Here is a 21,668-nt window from a genome sequence, read left to right on the forward strand (position 1 = left end):
CAACCATCGCCTGCAAGAGGTTCTGCCAATGCCGCGCCATGCGCTCAATGGTGGCAGCGTCGAACAGGTCAGTGGCGTAGCTCAGCGAGGCGCGCAATACGTCCTGGGACTCTTCGATATCGAGGGTCAAGTCAAACTGCGCAACCGCCTCATCCCAGCTGACCGGACTGATCTGCAGCTGTTCCAGGCGCCGCAGATGCCCGCCCGCCAGGCTGACATGGTGGTTGAACGCGACCTGGAACAACGGGCTCAAGCTCAGGCTGCGCTCCGGTTGCAGCGCTTCCACCAATTGCTCGAACGGCAAGTCCTGATGAGCCTGGGCTTGCAGCGCACGCTGCTTGACCTGAGCGAGCAACTGGGCAACGGTGGTCTGCCCGTCGATATCGGCCTTGAGCACCTGGGTATTGACGAAGAAACCGATCAGCCGCTCGGTTTCGACCCGGTTACGGTTGGCGATCGGCACACCCACGCGAATATCCTGCTGGCCGCTGTAGCGATGCAACAACGCCTGGTAGGACGCCAGCAACAGCATGAACAACGTCACGCCTTCGCGCTGGGCCAGGGCCTTGAGGCTGTCGAGCAGCGCCGCAGGCAATGGCATGTTCAGCCGTGCCCCGCGATGAGTCGGCACCGCGGGCCGCTGGTGATCGAATGGCAGCTCAAGCACCGGTTGTTCGCCGCCGAGCAGTTCACGCCAATAGTCAAGTTGACGCGCGGTCTCCCCCGCTTCCATCCACTGGCGTTGCCACGCGGCGTAGTCGGCGTACTGGATCGGCAGCGCCGGCAGTTGCAGCGGCTGCCCCTGGCTATAGGCGGCGTAGAGCTGTACCCATTCATCGACCATCACTTGCATCGACCAGCCATCGGAAATGATGTGGTGCTGCACCAGCACCAGCACATGCTCATCCGCGGCCAGGCGCAGCAGGCTGACGCGCATCAGCGGGCCCTGGCGCAAGTCGAACGGCTGGGTGATGCGGGCTTCTACCAACGCCTTCAGGTTCGCCTCATTCGCTTCGGCCAAGCTGATTTCAATGCGTAGTTCAGGGCTGACCACTTGCACCGTACGGTCAGCATCCTGCTGCAAATGAGTACGCAGGCTTTCATGGCGTGCGACCAGGGTGTCGAAAGCGCGCTGCAACGTGATGTGATCCAGTTGCCCCTTGAGGCGTAGTGCGCTGGGCACGTGATAGGCCGCGCTGTGCGGGTCCAGTTGCCAGAGGAACCACTGGCGTTCCTGAGCGTAGGACAGCGCCAATGGCTGGTTGCGCTCGGCCCGCGCTATCGGGCTGGTTTCAACCCTGGCGTCAGTCAACGCCTCCACGAAGCGACCGAGGACCGGCTGGTCGAACAGTGCCTTCAACCCGACATCCAGGCCAAGACCATGGCGAGTGCGCGATATGGCTTGGGTGGCTAACAGGGAGTGTCCGCCCAGCTCAAAGAAATGGTCATTCAGGCCGACCTGTTCCACGCCCAATACCTCGGCCCAAATGGCGGCGACCCGGCGTTCCAGTTCGGTGTGCGGCGCCACGTATTCACGGGTTTGCACGTCGACCGAAGGCAACGCCTTGCGGTCCAGCTTGCCATTCGGGCTCAGGGGCATCTGTGCCAGCAGCATCCACTGCGCCGGTATCATGTAGTCCGGCAGGTGCTGGGCCAGGTGGGCGCTCAATACATCGCGCCAATCATCACCCGCGTTTTGCAGCACCAGATAGCCCACCAAGGATTGGCCGCCTACCGCCAACACCGCCGTCTCGCGGACCCAGTCGTGTTCCAGCAGGCGCGCTTCGATTTCACCCAGCTCGATGCGCTGGCCGCGCAGCTTGACTTGATGGTCGATACGCCCGGCGTACTCGATCACGCCGTCTTCACGGTAGCGTGCCAGGTCGCCGGTGCGGTACAGGCGTTCGCCTTTGACGAATGGGTGCGCGATAAAGCGCTCGGCCGTGAGTGCCGGCCGACGGTGATAACCACGGGCCAGGCCAATACCGCCCAGGTACAGCTCGCCCAGCACACCGACCGGGACGGGCGCGAAGTTGCTGTCAAGGATGTAGCAACCGAGGTTGGCAATCGGGCGTCCAATCGGTACCGCATCGCAGCCTTCATCGACACATGTCCAGTGGGTCACATCGATGGCCGCTTCGGTCGGACCGTACAGGTTGAAGAGCCTGGCTTCGGGCAGCTTGGCGAAGACTTGCTGCTGGGCATCAATCGGCAGCGCTTCGCCGCTGCACACGAGGCGTTGCAGGCTCTGGCAGCTCGATACCGTCGGATCCTGCAGGAACGCCTGCAACATCGACGGCACAAAGTGCAGCGTGGTGACTTGCGCTTGATTGATCAGGTGGATCAGCCTGGCCGGATCACGGTGATCGCCAGGCGCCGCGACCACCAGGCGCGCGCCGGTCATCAACGGCCAGAAAAACTCCCACACCGACACGTCAAAGCTGAACGGGGTCTTTTGCAACACGCTGTCGCTGGCGTCCAGTGCATAGGCTTCCTGCATCCATTGCAAGCGGTTGGCCAATGCCGAGTGCCGATTACCGGCGCCTTTGGGTTGCCCGGTGGAGCCTGAGGTGTAGATCACATAGGCGAGGTTTTCGCCATCCAGTGCAACGTCTGGATTGGCTTCGCTGTAAGCGTCGAACCCCGCGTCACTCAGTACCAGGCTCTCGACACCGGGCGGAAGCGGCAATTGCTCAAGCAGATGGGCCTGGGTCAACAGCAACTTTACGCCGCTGTCGTCGAGCATGTAGGCCAGGCGCTCACGCGGGTATTCCGGGTCCAGCGGCACATAGGCGCCACCGGCCTTGAGGACGGCGAGCAAGCCCACCACCATGTCGATAGAGCGTTCCACAGCCAGGCCCACCAACACGTCCGGGCCCACCCCCGCTTCGATCAAGCGATGGGCCAGGCGATTGGCGCGGCGGTTCAACTGCGCATAATTCAAACGCTGCTGCGCGAAGACCAGCGCAGGTGCATCCGGCGTGCGCGCGGCCTGCTCTTCGATCAACTGATGCACGCTGCGGTGCAACGGGTAATCGCGCGCAGTGGCATTCCAGTCGTAGACCACGTGTTGGCGCACAGCGTCCGCCAGGGTCGGTAGATCGCCCAGGCGTTGCTCGGCCGCACCGCTCAAACTGTGCAGCAGGTGCTGGTAGTACTCGGCCAGTTGGCGAATCTCGCCCTCGCCGAACAGTTCTGTATCGAAGCTGAATTCGAATTCCAGCGCTGCACCTGCACCCAACAGCACGGTTAATGGATAGTGCGTCTGCTCGATATTTTGCACGTTGCTGAACGCCAGCCCGGCCGGCGCGCCCTGTGCCAATGCCGCAGAGACCGGGTAGTTTTCAACGACCAGGAGGGTGTCGAATAATGCCGTACCGCCCGTGTCGGCCCAGCGCTGGATATCGAACAGCGGTGTGTGTTCGTGCTCGCGCAGGCTCAGGTTCAGTTCTTGCAACTGCTGCAACCATTCGCCGACCCACAGCTGCGGGCTGGGCGTGGCGATGATCGGCAAGGTGTTAATAAACAAGCCGACCTGCTGCTCGATGCCCTGCAACCCCGCTGGCCGACCGGAAACGGTGGCGCCGAAGGCGACCGTGTCCTGGCCGGTCTGACGTTGCAGCAATAGTAGCCAGGCGGCTTGAACCACGGTATTGAGGGTGACCTTGTGCGCCAGGGCAAATGCCCTGAGTTGCGCGGTCTGCGCCTGATCGAGGGCCAGATGCAGCGTGCCTTTGCTCGGCGAAGGATGGGTCGATACGCCACGCGCCAGACGCGTCGGTGTTTGCAGCGCCGCCAATTGGCTTTTCCAGAACACCTCGCTGGCCGCCACATCCTGCGCCTGCAACCAGGCGATATAGTCGCGGTAATGCCCCTGGATCGCCGGCAACGGCTGGCCGGCGTAATGCTGCAAGACTTCGCCAAACAGCTGGGCACGGCTCCAACCGTCCAGCAGGATGTGGTGGTTGGTATAGATCAGATGAAAACGCTCGGCACCGGTACGCACCAGTTTCAGGCTCAGCAGCGGCGCCCGTTCCAGCACAAACCCTTGTGCCCGTGTGGCCTCGCTCAATGCGTCGAGTGCCGCTTGCTGGTCGGGGCGCGCCTGCCAGTCGTATTCGGCGAACGGCAACACGGCATCGCGGTAGACCGCTTGCAACGGCTGCGTCTGCGCGTCCTGCCAGACAAACCCGGTGCGCAGCATGTCATGCCGCGCCAGCACCTGCGCCCAGGCACGTTGGAAACGTGGCACATCCAGGCCCTGGATATCAGCGCGTAATTGGCTGACGTAAATGTCGTCCTGCCCCTGCTGGTACAGGCTGTGAAACAGCATGCCTTGTTGCATGGGCGACAGCGGATACAGGTCCTGCACGCCCCGGCATGGCAAGGCCAAATCGTCCAACTGTGGCTGGGTCAGGCGGGTCAACGGCACGTCGGCGGGGGTCAGGCCGCCCTGTTGCGGGTCGACGCAATGTTCGATCAGCGCCAGCAGCTCCTGCTGGTAGTCATCCACCAGGCGCTGAATGGTCGACACCTCAAACATCTCGCGGCTGAAGCCCCACTGCAGGGCCAATTCACCGCCGTACACCTGCCCTTCCACCGTCAGCCAGTTGGCCAACGGCGCTTCAGGGTCCTGGGCCTGGCCGCTGCCCTGGGTCGCCGGAACGAACAGCGCCGATTCGTTGAACTGGCGGTCGAACTGGCCCAGGTAGTTGAAGGTGATGCGCGGCGCGGCCAGGCCTGACAAGGCCTCGCGGGCGTCAGGCGCGCCAAGGTAGCGCAACAGGCCGTAGCCGATTCCTTTGTGCGGCACGGCGCGCAGCTGCTCCTTCACCGACTTGATCGCACTCGACAGTTCGCCGTCGGCTTGCAGGCGTACGGGAAATAAGCTGGTGAACCAGCCAACCGTGCGGCTCAGGTCGACTGTGTCGAACAGGTCTTCGCGGCCATGCCCTTCCAGTTGGATCAGTGCGGCGGGTTGCTCGCTCCAACGGCTGATGACGCGCGCCAGTGCGGTCAGCAACAGGTCGTTGACCTGGGTGCGATAGGCCGCCGGGGCGTCTTGCAGGAGTTGGCGTGTGTAATCGGCACTGAGGCGGATTTCCAGCTTGCTGCCCAGACGGTTCTGCAGGCCACCCTGAGGGTTGTCGCACGGCAAGTCGGCGCTCGCAGTCTGTGCCTGCCAATACGGCAGTTGGTCGTCCAGCGTCTGCGCATGGGCCTGCAATTGCTGCGCCCACCGCTGGTAGGCGCTGGTCTTGGGCGGCAGTGCGGCGTTGCGGTAAGCCTGTTGCAAATCTTCAAGCAGGATGCGCCACGACACGCCATCCACCACTAGGTGATGGATCATCAGCAGCAGGCGCTGGGTGCCATCGGCCATCGCGACCAGGACCGCGCGTACCAGTGGTCCGTGTTCAAGATTGAGACTGCGCTGGGCGCTATCGCAAAGTGCGGCCAACTCGGCGTCGTCAGCGACGTTGGCTTGCCACAACTCGGTGGTTGTCACCGGCTCAGCATGGGTTTGCTGCCAGCCTTCGGCCTGTTGCACAAAGCGCAGGCGCAGGGCGTCGTGGTGGTTGATCAACTGGGTCAAGGCCGCTGCAAGGCGCGCGGGCTCCAGGGTTTCGCGCGGGGTCAGCAGCAACGACTGGTTCCAATGCTCACGCGCCGGGATCGCCTGCTCGAAGAAGCTGTGCTGCACAGGAGTGAGGATCACCTCGCCGGTGACTGGCCCTTGTTCGATAACGGTTGCCTGCTCAAAGGCGGCCACCAGCGCCAGGCTGCGCACGCTCTGGTATTGGAACAAATCCCGCGGGCTGAGGCGTATGCCCGCCTGGCGCGCACGGCTGACCACTTGGATGGAGATGATCGAGTCACCGCCCAGTTCGAAGAAGTTGTCTTCCAGGCCGATCTGCGGCGTGCCAAGCACATCACTCCAGATCGCCGCCAAGGCTTTTTGCAGGTCATTTTCCGGCGCGACATAGGCCTGCTGTGGGGTGGCGTCCGGCAATGGCAAGGCTTTGCGGTCAAGCTTGCCGTTGGCAGTCACCGGCAACTTGTCCAGGGGCACCATGTGGGTGGGCACCATGTATTCCGGCAGGCTGCTGAGCAACCAGGCCTTGAGGTCGCGCGGCGCTGCGCCTTCCAACACTAGATAGCCCACCAACTGCTTGCCGCCCTGCACCAGCACGACGGCTTCACGCACCGATGGGTGCTGCATAAGGCGCGCCTCGATTTCACCCAGCTCGATCCGCAGGCCGCGCAACTTGACCTGGTGATCGAGGCGGCCAAGGTATTCGATTACCCCGTCGGCCCGCTGGCGCACGCGGTCGCCGGTGCGGTAAAGGCGTGCGCCTTCACCGAAGGGGCTCGGCACAAAACGCTCGGCGGTGAGCGCCGGCCGCCGATGGTAACTGCGCGCCAGGCCAGTGCCGCCCAAGTACAGCTCGCCGCTGACGCCCGTGGGAACAGGGTTGAGCTGGGCGTCGAGCACGTAGGTGCCGAGGTTGGCGATGGGCCGACCAATGGGCACGCTGTCGGCGCCTTCGTCGACGCAGGTCCAGTGGGTAACGTCGATGGCCGCTTCGGTCGGGCCGTAGAGATTGAACAACCCGGCCTGGGGCAATTTGGCGAACACGTGCAACTGCGCGTCCAGTGGCAAGGCTTCGCCGCTGCAGACGATACGTTGCAGGCTGATGCAAGACTGCACACCTGGCTCATGGATAAACGCTTGGAGCATCGACGGCACGAAGTGCAGCGTAGTGATGCGGTGTTGCCTGATGGTCTCGATCAGACGAGCCGGCTCGCGGTGTTCGCCCGGCATTGCGACTACCAGGCGTGCACCGGTCATCAGCGGCCAGAAGAATTCCCACACCGAGACGTCGAAGCTGAAAGGCGTTTTCTGCAGGACCGCATCGCTGGCGTCCAAGCCATAGGCCTGCTGCATCCAGCACAGCCTATTGACCAGCGCACGATGGCTGTTGCCGGCGCCCTTGGGCTTGCCGGTGGAGCCGGAGGTGTAGATCACGTAGGCCAGGTTCAACGCGTGCAGGCTGACGTTTGGCGATTCAGTACGGTAGCCATCGAGCCAGCCGGCGGGCTGGTCCAGGGCAATCACCTGAATGCCATCGGCAGGCAGCAACGGCAACAGGCTACGCTGGCTGAGCAACAACTGGATGCCGCTGTCCTCGACCATGTAGGCCAGGCGTTCCGGGGGGTATTCGGGGTCCAGCGGGAGGTAGGCGCCACCCGCCTTGAGAATCGCCAGCAGACCGACCACCATTTCGATGGAACGCTCGACGCAAATCCCCACCAGGGCGTCGGGGCCAACGCCCTTCGCGCGCAGGGCATGCGCCAGTTGGTTTGCACGCGCATCCAACTGAGCGTAAGTCAGCGTGGCAGCGCCAAACACCAGCGCCGGCGCATCGGGCGTGGCCCGTACCTGGTCTTCGATCAGGTGATGAATGCCGCGCTCAGTCGGATATGCCTCGTCGGTCCGGTTCCAGGTTTGGATCAACACCTGCTGTTCATGCGCGGCCAGCATCGGCAATTCACCGATGCGCTGCTCACCGTCGCCCACCATGGACTGCAACAGGCTGATCCAGTGCGCGGCCATGCGCTGGATAGACGACGCGTCGAACAGGTCATTGGCGTAGGTCAGCGCGGCGTGCAGTGTGCCGGACTTTTCATAGGTATCGAGGGTCAGGTCGAACTGGGTGGTGCGGCCTTGCCATTCCACCAGCGCCAGCTCCAGGCCGGAGGCGGTGCTGACGCTTGCGATGTCGGCGACCACCGGCTGGTGGTTGTACATCACTTGGAACAGCGGCGTATGGCTCAGGCTGCGCTCGACCTTGAGGGCTTCTACCAGACGCTCGAACGGCAGATCCTGATGGGCCTGCGCACCCAAGGCATGCTCTTTGATGCCTTGCAGCAGTTCATTGATGCGGGTTTGCCCGGTCAATTCGGTGCGCAAGACTTGGGTGTTGACGAAAAAGCCGATCAACCCTTCGACTTCAGTCCGGTTGCGGTTGGCAATGGGCACGCCAACGCGGATGTCGCCTTGCCCGGTGTAGCGATGCAGGAGCACGTTGAAAGCACCGAGCAACAGCATGAACAGGGTGACGTTGTGTTTTTGTGCGCAAGTGCGCAGTTGTGTCGCCAACTGCGGGCCGATTGCGAAGTTATAGCGCGTGCCTTGGTAGCTCGGCATGGCCGGGCGCGGGCGGTCCGTGGGCAGTTCCAGCACCGGATGCTCATCGCCCAGGCGCGCCTGCCAGTAGTCCAGTTGGCGAGCCTGTTCGCCGGCCTCCAGCCAGCGGCGTTGCCACAGGGCGTAGTCGCTGTACTGGATCGGCAAGGCCGGCAATTGCGGGGTTTCATCACGCTCATGGGCGTCGTAGCAGCGGATGAACTCATCGATCAGCACGTTCATCGACCAGCCGTCAGAAACGATGTGGTGCAAGGTCAACAGCAATACGTGTTCCTGGGCATCGAGCTTGAGCAATTGCACGCGCAGCAGCGGGCCGTTTTCCAGGTCGAACGGCAGCAGCGATTGACGGGTCGCCGCTTCGTTGACGGCCTGTTCGCGCTCAGCGTGGGCCAGATTGCTCAGATCGAGTTGCTCGACGCTTAACGACGTTTGCGCCGCCACCTGCAACAGGCGCTCATCAGCCTGGCGCTGGAACACCGTGCGCAATGTTTCGTGGCGCGCGACCAAGCTGGCGAATGCCTGCTCAAGTGCGCCCAGGTTCAACGCGCCCGTCAAACGCACCGCACCCGGCAGGTTGTAGGCGCCGCTGGCGGGATCCAATTGCCATAGAAACCACATGCGCTGCTGCGCGTAGGACGGCGCCTGGCGATCCTCCACTGCCACCCCTGCCGGAATCGGAAACCGGGAAAAATCCACGCCTTCTTTCTGCAAGGCCTGCAGGAACAATTGGCGCTTTTCCAGGGGCAACCCGATAAACCGGCGAGCAAGTTTCAAGGAGTCTTCAGCATTCATTTCTTGGAGTCCGGAGCAATAGGCAGGAAGCACAAAGGCACGTCGTCCCTATAAAACGAACCGGAGAGGGAAAAATTAGCGGGGGATGGGCGGCGTGGCGCGAGGTGTCATCAGGGGTTACATCAATCTCAGGAAGACCACACGAACCCGAGCTAGCATTGACGGACCCCACTTTTTGCAACTACATTTAGTTACACGCAGGGAACGCCGTGTCCAAAAATGAAAAGCTGCTCGCCAAACTGCTCAACGAGCACATGGCATTTACCTGGCCCGAACTCGTCACGCTGCTGCGTCGGCTCGGCTACACACAGATTGAAGGGGCTGGAAGCCGCGTCAAATTCGACATCGGTGACCCCAGTGCAATGATCACCTTGCACAAGCCTCACCCTGGTAACGAACTGAAACACTACATTCGGCGCCAGATCATCGAGCAATTGAAATCAGGAGAACTGATTCAGTGAACAACCAACTGAAACACAAAGGCTACATCGGCTCTATTGAAGCCAGCCTCGAAGACAACTGCCTGTTCGGCAAGATTCTGTTCATCAAGGCGTTGGTGAGCTACGAAGGCAAAACCGTCGCCGAGTTGGACGCCGCATTTCGTGAGGCAGTGGACGACTATCTCACCACCTGCCAGACCCTTGGGCATACACCGGAGAAGCCTTGCAAAGGCTCCTTTAATGTCCGGGTCGGCCATGACCTGCACTTGGCGGCGGCCCTGGCGGCGACTCGCAAGAAAGTGACGCTCAATGACCTGACACGCCAGGCACTGAATGAATTTTTACAGCATCACAGTGCAGATACTTGCCCGGCGCTTGGCTGATTACCCCAATCGCCGAGACCCCAACACCGCGGAACCCAGCACCACCGCCCCCGCCACCAATGCGACCCAGAACCCGCTGGTGGCGCCAAAGTGGTCGATCATCCAACCGGAACTGGCGGCGCCGATGGCCACGCCAATGCTGAGGCCGGTGATCAGCCAGGTCATGCCTTCGGTCAGGCGACTGACGGGCACGATCTGCTCTACCAGGGCCATGGCCACGATCAGGGTCGGAGCGAAGAACAGCCCGGAAATAAAGATCGCCACCGCAAGCCCAGGAATGTTGGTCACCAGCAGCAATGGCAAGGTGGTCAACGCCGTAGCCACGCCACAGAACAGGAACTGCCGGGGCAACGGCGCCTTGAGTTTAAGGGTGCCAAACGCCAGCCCTGCCAGGCATGAGCCAATGGCGTATACCGACAGCACAATGCTCGCCGCCGTCGGCTGGCCCTGATGCTGGGCAAAGGCGACGCTGACCACATCCACCACGCCAACGATCACGCCCATGGCCAGCAGCAGGATCATCAGGATCAACACGGAGGGGGAAGCGATCAGCCAACGGCCGTGATGGTCCTGATGCTCATGCACAGGGGGTTCTGTCTCGCGTTGCAACACAAAGGTCGTGACGCCCACCGCCAACAACAGCGCCGCCACCAACGGACCCGCTTCCGGGAACAGCACCACGCTCAGGCCCACCGAAATCGGCGGGCCGACGATGAAGCACACCTCATCCAGCACCGACTCCAGGGCAAAGGCGGTTTGCAGCTTGGGCTGGCCGCGGTACAACTCGGTCCACCGCGCCCGCACCATGGCCGACATGTTTGGCATGCACCCGGCCAAGGCGGCAAACAGGAACAGCATCCAGTTCGGCGCCTGCAAGCGGGTGCACAGCAGCAACAACAGCAGCGCCCCGCCGCCGATCAGCGCGGCAATCGGCAGTACTCGCCCTTGGCTATGGCGGTCCACCAGCCTGGACACCTGCGGCGCGCAAAATGCCGTGGCCAAGGCAAATACCGCCGCCACCGAGCCCGCCAGACCATACCCGCCATGCACCTGCGAGAGCATGGTGATCAAGCCAATGCCTGTCATCGATATCGGCATGCGCGCCAGCATACCCGCCAGCACAAAAGCTCGGGCGCCAGGGACCTGGAACAACTCGGCGTAAGGGTTTGCCATCCTGCTTGACCTCTTCCTGATTGCCCTGGAACTTGCTATCTGCAAGGCTCAAGGCAAAATACATACGGTGCGTATGTGTCAAATCATGCGTAACATACGCAGCGTATGTCAATCTTTCACTTGCCCATTGTGAGTCCTACCATGAGCCGAGCCCGTGCTGAAATGATCGAAGACACCCGCGCCCGGCTGATCGCCAGCGCGCGCCAGGCCTTCGCCTTGCAAGGTTATGCCAACACTTCGATGGATGATTTCACCGCCCGTGCTGGCCTGACCCGCGGTGCGTTGTACCACCACTTTGGTGACAAAAAAGGGCTCTTGGCTGCGGTAGTTGCCCAACTCGACAGCGAGATGGACGCCAGCTTGCAGCGCATTTCGGATGAGGCCGCAGACCCCTGGAGTGGTTTTTGCGAACGCTGCCGCGCCTACTTGCGCATGGCTCAGGAGAATGAAATACAGCGCATTGTGTTGCAGGATGCGCCGGCCGTATTGGGTGATACCGGCTCTCAGCAACAGTGTGTTGAATCATTGCGCCAACTGCTGGAGGCCCTGATGCAGGCCGGTCTCATCCACCAGGCCCCGAGCGTCGCGCTGGCGCAATTGATCAATGGCAGCCTGGTCAACACCGCCCTATGGATCGCCCGCGATGAACACCCCGGCGAGCGACTGGAGCAGGGCTTGCAGGGCCTGGAGCTGTTGCTGCGAGGCCTGTACCTCACACCAGCCGCTTGATCTGCTTATGCCGCCAGACCAACCGGTAATACGCGGCCTGCAATGCCAGCATTGCCAGGTAAGTCACCGGAAACGCCATCCACACCCCTTCCAGGCCGAAGTGGGCATTGAACAGGTAAGCAATCGGCAACTCGACGCAGAGCACGCAGAAGATCGAGATCGCGACCGGCATCAGCACCACGCCACTGGCGCGCATGATCCCGCCGATCACAGCTTGGAAGCCGAATACTAGGATGCTCCACAACATGATGTGCAGCAGGTGTTCGGCGTTGATCCGTGCCGCGTCGTCGGTGATGAACAGGCCGAGTAACCAGTGGGACAGCACATAACCCAGCACAATCAGGCCGCCGGTGAGGCAGGTGTTGATCAACAAGCCCGTGCGCAGGATCGGCCCAATGCGTTCCAGGCGCCCGGCGCCAATGGCCTGCGCACCGAGGATTGATGCGGTGATGGCAATCGACAGTGCCGGAAACTGCACATAGTTGACGATTTGCGTCACCGCGCCATACGCCGCGGTGGCCTGGGAGCCATGACCGTTAACCAGGGCGAGAATGACCAATTCTGACAGCGACAGCACCACCATCTGTAAGCCGGTAGGCAGGCCTATGCGCAGGACCTTTCCTAAAATCACGCGGTCCAGGCGTAAGGCCGCGAGCAGTTCGCGATCCGGCGCCATCACATGGTTTTTATGGCGCAGCCGCAAGATCAAAAACAGCATTGCCAGGGCGTTGCCTACCAGTCCGGCATATACCGCGCTCTGGATACCCATGGGCGGCAAGCCGATCCAGCCGCGAATCAGCGCCGGGGTCAGCAGCAGGCCGACCAGGGTCGAGACCATCAGTGCCAGCAGCGGCGAGATCGTATCGCTGACGCCACGCAGCAATTGGGTGTAGAGAATGAACACCAGCAGCAACGGCATGATCAGCATCATTTTCTGGGCATAACCGACCGCATCGTCGAGCACATCAATCGGCGTGCCCAACGCCTGCAAGGCCGAGCGCGCAAACAGGCTGCCCAGCACTGCGGCGATCATACCTACCAGCGCCCCCAGGGTCAGGGTGGCGCCGGTAATCGCCTTGACCATCCCTGTTTCCTGGGCGCCCCAGGCCTGGCCGATCAACACCGAGGCACCCGCCCCCAGGCCAATCACCAGGGCGATAAAGAAAAACACGATGGGAAACATCCCCGACACCGCTGCCAGCGCCTGGGTGCCGAGCATTTGACCGACGTAGATACCATTGAGGGTGCCGGAAAAGCTTTGCAGGAAGTTGGACAGCACCATCGGTGCCAGAAAGATCAGGTAGATCTGCCAGAGCGGGCGTTGCAAGGGGCTTTGCATGAAAAACGGGGCCTCGGATAACTAAAGCGTCCGAAGGTTATACCGTAAGTGGATCCCATCAGTTAAGGGACGGGATTCTGAACATGGCCTTTGTAGTGGCCGGGCGTGCCCCAATGCAGTCAGTTAAGAAGTCGGAAGAGCGGCAAAACTCCCCCGCCACAGGTACATCTTCGCCCTTGACTGACTGGCATTAGGGCACGCCCGCTCACTACAAAAATACCGTCGCCTCAAACCCCGTGCTTTTTTGTGGCCGCCGTGGGGCAGTTGTTCACTCTGGCTCAGGCCGGCGCGTGCCCGTTATTGAGTATGTAGTCGATGTTAGCCATATCGAAACGATTGTCCTCGTAGCCCACCCCGCCCTGGCTGTTAGTCCCAATATCCAGCTCGCGCAACAGTCCGGGACGCTTGAGCAGCTCAGCCGCAAGTTGCTGTGCTTCTGGGCTGAACATTCGATTCGACGGAATAACTCCAGCAGCCTCCTTCAACTCATTGACGTTAATGTAGTCGTCGTTTGTGCCAGCGGTGAACTGCCTGAAGTTATCCTTTATGCCCTGAATCAGGTCGTGGTTATCCATATTCCGGTACTTGTCCGACGAGTAGGCCAGGTTATCCCTGGAGAACGCCCCATCAAGAACGCCCGTGCCGCTTTGATCAAGTTCCTTGAACACCTCACCGCGCTCAAGCAGCTCATTGGCCAACGCCATCTCGGCTCTCGTGGCGGGCCGACCATCCAAGTGATAACCGCTGGCAACCGCAGTGAGTGATTTGTCGGTGATCAAACCCGGGGAGTTTGGATCTTCAAATGAACTGAAACGCGCCAGTATCTTGTTGAGAAGATCTTGCTTGCTGTCGTTCGCATAAGGACGCTGCCCCGACGCTGACATCGAGCCATCCCATTGGTTTTCATTAGCGTAGTGCGGTGCAGACATGATTGGCTGTTGCCAATCAGCCTGAGGTGCATATTGGTTTTCGAGGCGCTGGCGCTGCATGGCGCCGCTGTACCGCCCTGGAAATTCCCGCATGGGAGGTGCTTCTTGCTGATCGATGTAAGCAACGGTCCGGTCCACGTCGCCCTTGCTGATTAACCCATCTGATGAACCGCCATGGTTGATTCCGTCAAGCATGGCGTTCAATTCAGGCCGTTGGAGAATCTCCCTTGCCAAAAACGTCATCTGATCATGAAACGGATTTCCGGTCAGTGGGCGGTTAGCCGCGTTCTGAAGGGATTTCTGCGTCACAAACCCGCTGTCAGCACTCTGGAAGTAATCGAAGTTTCTAGCGAAGTCCCGCGCAACCACTGAGTTGGGTGCACGCCAACCAGCATTATCAGAGGTAGCCTTGGGTTGCTCGCAGCGAGGGCTGAAATCACCGCAATAAGGTGTTTCCTGACGAAGATTTACATAGGACATAGCAAGACCTCAGATACTGGAATCGATAACTGCCAACCCCAACCGATTGGGCGCTGGATCAACATTCCATCTGTGGTCATGAGCGGAAAAACAGTTCCCGCGGACGGCTGGGGAGCGATTTTCACCGGTAGGAAGCATGACTGTTCGCTGACCCACCGCTATCCCAGGCACGCCAGCGCCCACGGTGGATCTTAGTCGTTTGGGGAACGATCACTCGGGGGTGATAGGCAGCGAGCGTTTGTGTGCTGTCTTGCTGTACGCCCCCTCGACAATCGACCTCACGTGCTCACTCACCGGTTCGCCCATCAGGTAGGCATCGATCTCTGCATACGTGCAGCCGTAGGCGTGTTCATCCAGTTTGCCCGGCGCCAGCTCTTCGAGATCGGCGGTGGGATGTTTATGCACCAGGTTGTCCGGCGCGCCGAGGGCGCTGGCCAGTAAGCGCACTTGGGTTTTGGTCAGGCCCGACAGCGGTGCCAGATCACAAGCACCGTCGCCGAATTTGGTGAAAAAACCCATCAGTGCTTCGGCGCCGTGGTCGGTGCCGACCACCAGGCCGTTGTGCAGATTGGCTACAGCGTACTGGGCAATCATCCGTGTGCGCGCCTTGACGTTGCCTTTGATGAAGTCAACTTGGCTGGCGTTGGCTTCGGTAGCGGTCAGGCTGGCCATCAGGCCGTCGACACTGGCGGCGATGTTCAGCGTTTCGGTGTGGTCCGGGGTGATGAAATCCAGGGAGGCCTGGGCGTCGCTTTCGTCTGCCTGAGTTTTATAGGGCAGGCGCATGGCGACAAAGCGTGAGGCGTAGCCCTCGGCCCGCAACTGCTCGACTGCCAGTTGGCACAGGCGGCCGGCGGTGAGGGAATCGACGCCGCCACTGATGCCCAGCACCAGGGCCTTGCAGCCGGAGCTGCGCAAGGTGGTCTTGATGAAGTCGATGCGCCGTTGAATTTCCTTGGCTTCACCGCCCTTGACCAGTTGCCGATTGATATTCAGTTCCTGCGCGATACGATTTTGCATGTCACACCTCCACGCTGCCGACATTGAACACCTTTGCCGCGTACTGCAAAAACGAGGGGTCTTCGCAGACATTCTTGATCGGGTCATCCGAGAACTTCACCACCGGCTCACCGTGCACCCGCACCAGTTTCATCACGATGCTCAGCGGTTCGACGCCTTCCACATCGCAGGCCAGGCTGGTGCCCATGCCGAAACCGAACTTGGCCTTGCCGCGCACGTGGCGCAATATCGGCAAGCATTTTTCGAAGTTCAGGCCATCGGAAAACATCAGGTCCTTGGTCATCGGGTCGATGCCCAGTTGCTTGTAGCGGGCCAGGACTTTGTCGGCCCAGACGATGGGGTCGCCGGAGTCCTGGCGCAGCCCGTCATACAGTTTGGCGAAGTACAGGTCAAAATCCTTGAGGAAAAAGTCGGTGCTGATGGTGTCGGTCAAGGCAATACCCAAGCGGCCGCGGTATTCACGCACCCAGTTTTCCAGGCCGGCGTTCTGGCTTTCGCGCAGCCGGCCCAGTTGCTGGTGCACCATCATCCACTGGTGGGCCATGGTGCCGATCAGCGGCAGGTCGAATTCGTAGGCCAGGTGCGCGTTGCTGGTGCCGACGAACTGGCCGGGGAAGTCGCGGCGCATGATGTCGACCACTTCGCGCTGGGCCTTGAACGACAGGCGCCGGCGGGTGGAAAAATCGGAGACGCGCAAGTCGGCCAGCTCGTCGCGGCTGAGGTTTTTCTCCAGCCAGTCGAACTTCTGGTAGAGCTTGCGGGTGATGTCTTCCAGGGTCACGTCGGGGTATTTATCGCGGTTGCGCAGCTCGCTGACCAGCGCCAGTACCGGTTGCTCGAACATGATGCAATGCAGCATCGGGCCGACCACGCGGATGTTGAGTTGGCCGTCGACCTCACTGACGTGGATATAACGCAGGTTGAAGCGGAACAGGCCGAGAAAGCGCTCGTAATCCGGCGTGAGGTACTCACGAAAACGCGGGTTGAACAAGAAGCGCAGCTCGCCCTCACGCATCTGCAGGCCGGCGAGCTTCTCCAGCTCGTCGCGCAGTTGCGGGATCAAGTGGCCGAGCTTTTCCTTGGACCGGACGATGAAGTTGTATTCCACATCGACATTGGGGTGCTGGTGCAACACCGCCTGCATCATGGTGAAGGTGTAGTAGTCGGTGTCGAGCAAACCCTGGATCACCGGGGATTCGTAGTCGTATGCACTTTCCATGGTGTGTCTCCTTAACGCGCGGCCATCGCGGCCAGTTCTTCGCGGGTGCTGCTGATGACGGCACCGGCTTTGAGCAACTCATTGACGGCCTGTACGCCGCCCTCCTCGGTAATACCCCGGCACGCCGGCAGGTGCAGGACCACTTCCAGGCCGGCCTTGAGCAGTTGCAACGCGGTGGTCTTGACGCAGTAGTCCAAGGCCAGGCCGCCGACGATCACACGCCTGACGCCTCTGGCGTTCAGGTACTCGATCACGCCGGTGGACAGCTTGTCGTGCAGGTCGTGGTAGCAGGCGCCGTAGGGGTGCAGGTCGGGTTCGACGCCTTTCCAGATGAAGTAATCGTAGTCATACGGGGTGGGCAGCTCGTCGAGCAAGGTAAAGCCTTCGGTGCCGGGAACGCAGTGGCTCACCCACGTCACATCGGCATGGGCCAGGCCGGTGGGCCGCAGCATCTCGCTGTGCTGGGTGACCACCCAGGGCGCGTGCGGGGTGTGGGCGTCCTTGCTGCCGACACGGTGGCCGGCGAGGCTCGCCATGAAGTTGAGCTCGGCACCGATCTGGTCACCGCCGGCCACCGGTAACTCATCGGGGCACAGCGGCGTGAAGCTCTTCTGGGCGTCGACGTCGAATGAAGCAATGGCAGTTTTCGCGAGGGTCATGGCAGCTCTCCTTTGGCCTGGAAACAAAAGTACACGTCATGTACTTTCATTGCAAGAAACATTTAGTTATCTATCTTGACGCCAGTACATGACATATCTGTTCGATTCGTTAGACTGTGCCCCACCGCTGTTTAGAAGGACGTCACATGACACTGAGCGCCTACCTCCATACCGTCGACCTGTGTGTGCTGTTTTACTGCCGCACCTCCGGCCAATTGAAGCTGTTGCTGAACAAGCGCGAAGCCGAACCGTTCGCTGGGCATCGGGCATTACCCGGCGTGGTGGTGAATGGCGGCGTGCAAGATCTGAGCCTCCAGGATGCGGTGGAGCGTTTGCGTGCAAGCGACAAGGTCGGCCTGGACCTGGCCTGGAGCGAGCAAGTGGGCACGGTGGGGGATGCGTTTCGTGATCCGCGGTGCTGGTCGTCGTCCACGTACTACCTGGCGATTGTCGCGGATGAAGTGACGCTGGGTGAGCACCAGGGCTGGTTTTCGTTGGGCGCGGTGGCCGATGGCAGCATCAAGTTGCCGTTCGATCACAACAACATCGTGGCCGCCGTGCAGGAACGCTTGTTCTCCAAGTCGCTGTACAGCAGCTTGCCGTTGATGTTCTTGGGCGATGAATTCAGCGCGCCCGAAGCGACCACGATCTTTTCCCTGGTGCTCGCGCGGCCGGTGTTGAAGACCAGTATTCGCCAGCGTTTGTTGAAGCTGACTGAGGCAGGGTATTTATGCGAGACGGGCCGCAAGAAGAATGGTGAAGGCGGCCGGCCCCAGGCGACGCTGAAGAATCTGAAGCCTGGGGAGGTTTACTTCTTTGATCGCAGTTTTGCCGAGTAGCACCTCTTTCGAGAACAATGAGATTCCAAGGTGGGAGCTGGCTTGCCTGCGATGACGGTCTGTCAGCTATAACCTTATTGCCTGACCCATCGCTATCGCAGGCAAGCCAGCTCCCACATTGGATCTCCTTTTGTCTGAACAGGCTTTAGTTCATCCAGTTGCCGCCATCCACGTTGTACGTTTGCGCCACAACATAGTCAGCGTCTTTGGAAGCCAGGAAAACCGCCATTCCCGTCAAATCCTCCGCCGTGCCCATCCGCCCAAACGGCACCTCATCCCCTACCCGCTTCTTTTTCTCGCCTGGCGCCAGCCCTTCATGCTTGGCGAAGAGCGCATCCACCCCGTCCCAATGCTCACCCTCCACCACACCCGGTGCAATGGCGTTGACGTTGATCCCTTGCTTGATCAGGTTCAACCCTGCCGATTGCGTCAGGCTGATCACCGCGGCCTTGGTCGCGCAGTAGATCGCCACCAGCGGCTCGCCCCGGCGCCCGGCCTGGCTGGCCATGTTGATGATCTTGCCGCCGTGGCCCTGGCTGATCATCTGCCGCGCGGCGGCCTGCAGAGTGAAGAGTGTGCCGGCGACGTTGATCGAGAACAGCCGTTCGAAGCTCTCGCGGGTGATGTCGACGATGGGCGCCAAATCGAACAGCGCGGCGTTGTTGACCAGAATATCCAGCTTGCCGGCCTCGGCCACCACGGCGGCAATTGCATCATCGATGGAGGCTTGGTCGGTGACATCCATCTCTACCGCGTAAGCCTGTGGGCCCAACTCGGCAGCCGTGACCTGGGCTTGTTGCAGGTTGATGTCGGCGATGGCGACCTTAGCACCTTCAGCGATGTAGGCCTGGGCAAACGCACGGCCGATTCCGCGCGCCGATCCGGTGATCAGCGCGCTTTTACCTTCGAGACGTTTCATGAAAATGTCCTGTAGAAATTACTTCGGATAGCCGGCGCGTTTCATCTCGCGCTCGGTAGTGGACTGCGCTTGGTGCAAGGCCTGGTCAACCGACATACCGCCGGTCAGCGCCGCCGAGAACAACTTGCCGACCGATGTGCCGATGGCCTGGAACTCGGGAATAGTCACGTACTGGATGCCCACATAAGGCACCGGTTTTGCCGACGGATGCGCGGGGTCAGCGTGTTTCATCATTTCCAAAGTTACTTGGGCAAACGGTGCGGCTTTCAAATACGCCTCGCTGTAGGTGGACTGGCGGGTGCCTGGCGGTACGTTGGTGATGCCTTCTTTGTCAGCGACCAGTTGGATGTAGTCCCTGGAGGTGGCCCACGTGATAAAGGCCTTTGCGGCGTCCTTGTGCGTTGAGGTAGCCGGGATGGCCAGGGACCAGGCGTAGAGCCACGAGGAACCTTTATCCGTGACTTCGGTAGGTGCGGCAGCGAAACCTACGCTGTCGGCGACCTTGCTTTGAGTTTTATCGGTGGTGAAGGAACCGGCCACGCTGGCATCGACCCAGATCGCACATTTGCCACTGTTGAACAGCGCCAGGGTCTCGTTGAAGCCGTTGCTGGAGACGCCCGGCGGGCCGTATTGCTTGAGGGTGTTGACGTAGAAGTTGGCGGCCGCTGTCCACTCGGGGCTGGTCAGCTCGGGCTTCCATTGCTCGTCGAACCAGCGTGCGCCAAAGGCGTTGGCCATGGTGCTCAGCAAGGCGATGTTCTCGCCCCAGCCAGCCTTGCCACGCAGGCACATGCCGTACTGGCCTTTGTCCTTGGCGGTGAGCTTGGCGGCGAACTCGCCGAGCTGGGTCCAGGTCGGGTGCGTGGGCATGCTCAGGCCGGCTTGCTGGAACAGGTCGGTGCGGTAGTAGGTCACCGTGCTTTCGCCGTAGAACGGCAAGGCGTAGAGGGTGTTGTTGACCGACAGGCCCTGGCGCACCGAGGGGAAGATATCATCGGCGTCGTAGTCGGCCGGCAGTTGGGTCAGCGGTTCCAGCCAGTGCTTGGCGCCCCACAATGGAGTTTCGTAGGTGCCGATGGTGAGCACGTCGAACTGCCCGCCCTGGGTGGCGATATCGGTGGTGAGGCGCTGGCGCAGCACATTTTCCTCCAGCACGACCCAGTTGAGCTTGATATCCGGATGCTGTGCTTCGAACACCTTGGACAGGCGCTGCATGCGGATCATGTCGCTGTTGTTGACCGTAGCGATGGTGACGGTGTCGACGGCATAGCTGGGGATGGCCAGCGCCAGGCCTGACAGCAGGAACAACGCTTGCGGGAGCTTGAACATAGCGGTTTCTACCTGTTGTTTTTGTTGTTGAGGGCCAATTACAGCAGCTCGTCCAAGCCCTCCACAAACGCGTGACGAATGCTTGACTGGTACTTTTTTAACCTTGGGCTCGACGTTAAAAAAGTATCAGTGCCAAGCGAAACCGGGGGTAGCGCTCCCACGACCGAGGCGCGTATTTTGGATCGATCCAAGAATCACAAGAAGCCTCCCATGCCTGCCAGCCGCGCCAAGCTGTTCGAGCACCGCCCCGCCGAGCTGGAAGTGATCCTGCCCGAACCGGACCACTGCTTCCGTTGGTTCGAACACGACTACCCCTATGATTTGGCGCGCTGGAACCACCACCCCGAATTTGAAATCCACCTGATCCGCCAAGGCAGCGGCAAACTGGTCGCCGGCGACTACATCGGTGCGTTCAGTGCCGGGCACGTCGCCTTGATCGGCCCCGACCTGCCCCACGACTGGATCGGCGAACTGGCCCCGGGTGAGTACCTGGCCGGTCGCGATGTGGTGTTGCAATTCGACGGCGCCGCCCTCCTCGCCCTGCGCAAGACCCTGCCTGAACTCGGCGACTTGCAGCCGTTGTTCGAGCACGCCCGACGCGGCCTCGAATTCACGGGCGAGACGGCGCTGCAAGCCGCGCGTTTAATGGAAGACATCGGGCGCGCCCATGGCCTGCAACGGTTGATCCTATTCCTGCAACTGCTGGACTGCCTGAAAAACGCCCCGACACCGCAGGTCAAGGCCCTGGCCAGCCCCTGCTACGCGCCGACCCTGGACGCCCGCAGCGCCGAACGCATCAACAAGGCATTCGACTATTTGATGCGCGAGCTCACCGGCGATGTGCGCCTTTCGGTGATCGCGCAGCAGCTGGAAATGAGCGAACCGGGCTTCTCGCGCTTCTTCAAGCGCAACACCGGCCATGGTTTTATCGACTTGATGCGCAAATTCCGCGTGCAGCGCGCCTGCCGGTTGTTACTGCAAAGCGATATGTCGGTGGCGGACATCTGCTTTGAAGTGGGCTACGCCAACCTGTCCAACTTCAACCGGCACTTTCGTATCGAGATGGACCAGACGCCGAGTGACTATCGAAGGGAAACCGCGATGCATTTGTTTAACCGAATCGAAAAAATGACACCCCGTCAATTCTGACCAAAAGGTTGACTAATCCCGGTTTTTTTCAGGCTGATCAATTGATTGAGCAAAGTTGGT

14 protein-coding genes are annotated in these 21,668 nt (G+C 60.8%); 5 read left to right on the forward strand and 9 right to left on the reverse strand.

Going from position 1 to position 21,668, the window contains the following annotated elements; translation table 11 throughout:
• Positions 1 to 9,001, reverse strand: a 9,001-nt coding sequence (locus JBO08_RS27645) for a non-ribosomal peptide synthetase (protein WP_220075258.1), incomplete at its 3' end; no start/stop codon positions are given.
• 209 nt (positions 9,002 to 9,210) lie between these two features.
• On the opposite strand from JBO08_RS27645, the gene JBO08_RS27650 reads away from it, so the two are divergent.
• Together JBO08_RS27650 and JBO08_RS27655 are read left to right on the forward strand one after the other, a co-directional pair.
• Positions 9,211 to 9,462 (forward strand): type II toxin-antitoxin system HicA family toxin, encoded by a 252-nt coding sequence (locus JBO08_RS27650; RefSeq protein ID WP_038846635.1) that lies wholly within the window; start codon positions 9,211 to 9,213, stop codon positions 9,460 to 9,462.
• A complete protein-coding gene (locus JBO08_RS27655) occupies positions 9,459 to 9,824 on the forward strand; it encodes a type II toxin-antitoxin system HicB family antitoxin (protein ID WP_065876155.1) in 366 nt (121 codons plus the stop codon). Before JBO08_RS27650 ends, JBO08_RS27655 begins: the two co-directional genes overlap by 4 nt.
• On the opposite strand, the gene JBO08_RS27660 is transcribed toward JBO08_RS27655, so the two are convergent.
• Positions 9,825 to 10,997 (reverse strand): MFS transporter, encoded by a 1,173-nt coding sequence (locus JBO08_RS27660; RefSeq protein ID WP_220075259.1) that lies wholly within the window; start codon positions 10,995 to 10,997, stop codon positions 9,825 to 9,827.
• Between the two features lie 141 nt (positions 10,998 to 11,138).
• Here JBO08_RS27660 and JBO08_RS27665 point away from each other — a divergent pair, with 141 nt between their 5' ends.
• Entirely contained in the window at positions 11,139 to 11,726 is a 588-nt protein-coding gene (locus JBO08_RS27665) for a TetR/AcrR family transcriptional regulator (RefSeq protein WP_065876157.1), read from the forward strand.
• Here the strand turns inward: JBO08_RS27665 and JBO08_RS27670 are convergent.
• The 5 genes from JBO08_RS27670 to JBO08_RS27690 form a co-directional block, all read right to left on the reverse strand.
• Positions 11,710 to 13,065 carry an MATE family efflux transporter gene (locus JBO08_RS27670; RefSeq protein WP_065876158.1) on the reverse strand — a complete coding sequence of 452 codons (1,356 nt, stop codon included), beginning with the start codon at positions 13,063 to 13,065 and terminating at the stop codon, positions 11,710 to 11,712. The genes JBO08_RS27665 and JBO08_RS27670 overlap by 17 nt on opposite strands.
• A 278-nt stretch (positions 13,066 to 13,343) precedes the next feature.
• Complete coding sequence (locus JBO08_RS27675; RefSeq protein WP_175405771.1) at positions 13,344 to 14,474, reverse strand: hypothetical protein; 1,131 nt, start codon at positions 14,472 to 14,474, stop codon at positions 13,344 to 13,346.
• 210 nt (positions 14,475 to 14,684) lie between these two features.
• Positions 14,685 to 15,494 (reverse strand): ammonia-dependent NAD(+) synthetase, encoded by an 810-nt coding sequence (gene nadE, locus JBO08_RS27680; protein WP_220075260.1) that lies wholly within the window; start codon positions 15,492 to 15,494, stop codon positions 14,685 to 14,687.
• Between the two features lies 1 nt (position 15,495).
• Positions 15,496 to 16,713, reverse strand: a complete 1,218-nt coding sequence (gene pncB, locus JBO08_RS27685) for a nicotinate phosphoribosyltransferase (RefSeq protein WP_065881362.1) — start codon at positions 16,711 to 16,713, stop codon at positions 15,496 to 15,498.
• 11 nt (positions 16,714 to 16,724) lie between these two features.
• Positions 16,725 to 17,372 carry a nicotinamidase gene (locus tag JBO08_RS27690; RefSeq protein ID WP_049708760.1) on the reverse strand — a complete coding sequence of 216 codons (648 nt, stop codon included), beginning with the start codon at positions 17,370 to 17,372 and terminating at the stop codon, positions 16,725 to 16,727.
• Between the two features lie 146 nt (positions 17,373 to 17,518).
• On the opposite strand from JBO08_RS27690, the gene JBO08_RS27695 reads away from it, so the two are divergent.
• Positions 17,519 to 18,211 carry an NUDIX hydrolase gene (locus JBO08_RS27695; RefSeq protein ID WP_220075261.1) on the forward strand — a complete coding sequence of 231 codons (693 nt, stop codon included), beginning with the start codon at positions 17,519 to 17,521 and terminating at the stop codon, positions 18,209 to 18,211.
• Between the two features lie 145 nt (positions 18,212 to 18,356).
• Here the strand turns inward: JBO08_RS27695 and JBO08_RS27700 are convergent, their stop codons facing one another.
• A complete protein-coding gene (locus JBO08_RS27700; protein WP_220075262.1) occupies positions 18,357 to 19,130 on the reverse strand; it encodes an L-iditol 2-dehydrogenase in 774 nt (257 codons plus the stop codon).
• An 18-nt stretch (positions 19,131 to 19,148) separates the two neighbouring features.
• The gene (locus tag JBO08_RS27705) at positions 19,149 to 20,459 is read right to left on the reverse strand and encodes a sugar ABC transporter substrate-binding protein (protein ID WP_065876164.1); all 1,311 of its coding nucleotides are present in this window, start codon (positions 20,457 to 20,459) and stop codon (positions 19,149 to 19,151) included.
• A 210-nt stretch (positions 20,460 to 20,669) separates the two neighbouring features.
• On the opposite strand from JBO08_RS27705, the gene JBO08_RS27710 reads away from it, so the two are divergent.
• Positions 20,670 to 21,608: an AraC family transcriptional regulator gene (locus tag JBO08_RS27710; protein ID WP_065876165.1), complete on the forward strand. Its 939-nt coding sequence runs from the start codon at positions 20,670 to 20,672 to the stop codon at positions 21,606 to 21,608.
• Positions 21,609 to 21,668 lie beyond the last annotated feature (60 nt).

It is taken from the genome of Pseudomonas sp. LAP_36, assembly GCF_019456785.1.
In the GTDB taxonomy this organism is placed as follows: Bacteria; Pseudomonadota; Gammaproteobacteria; order Pseudomonadales; family Pseudomonadaceae; genus Aquipseudomonas; species Aquipseudomonas tritici.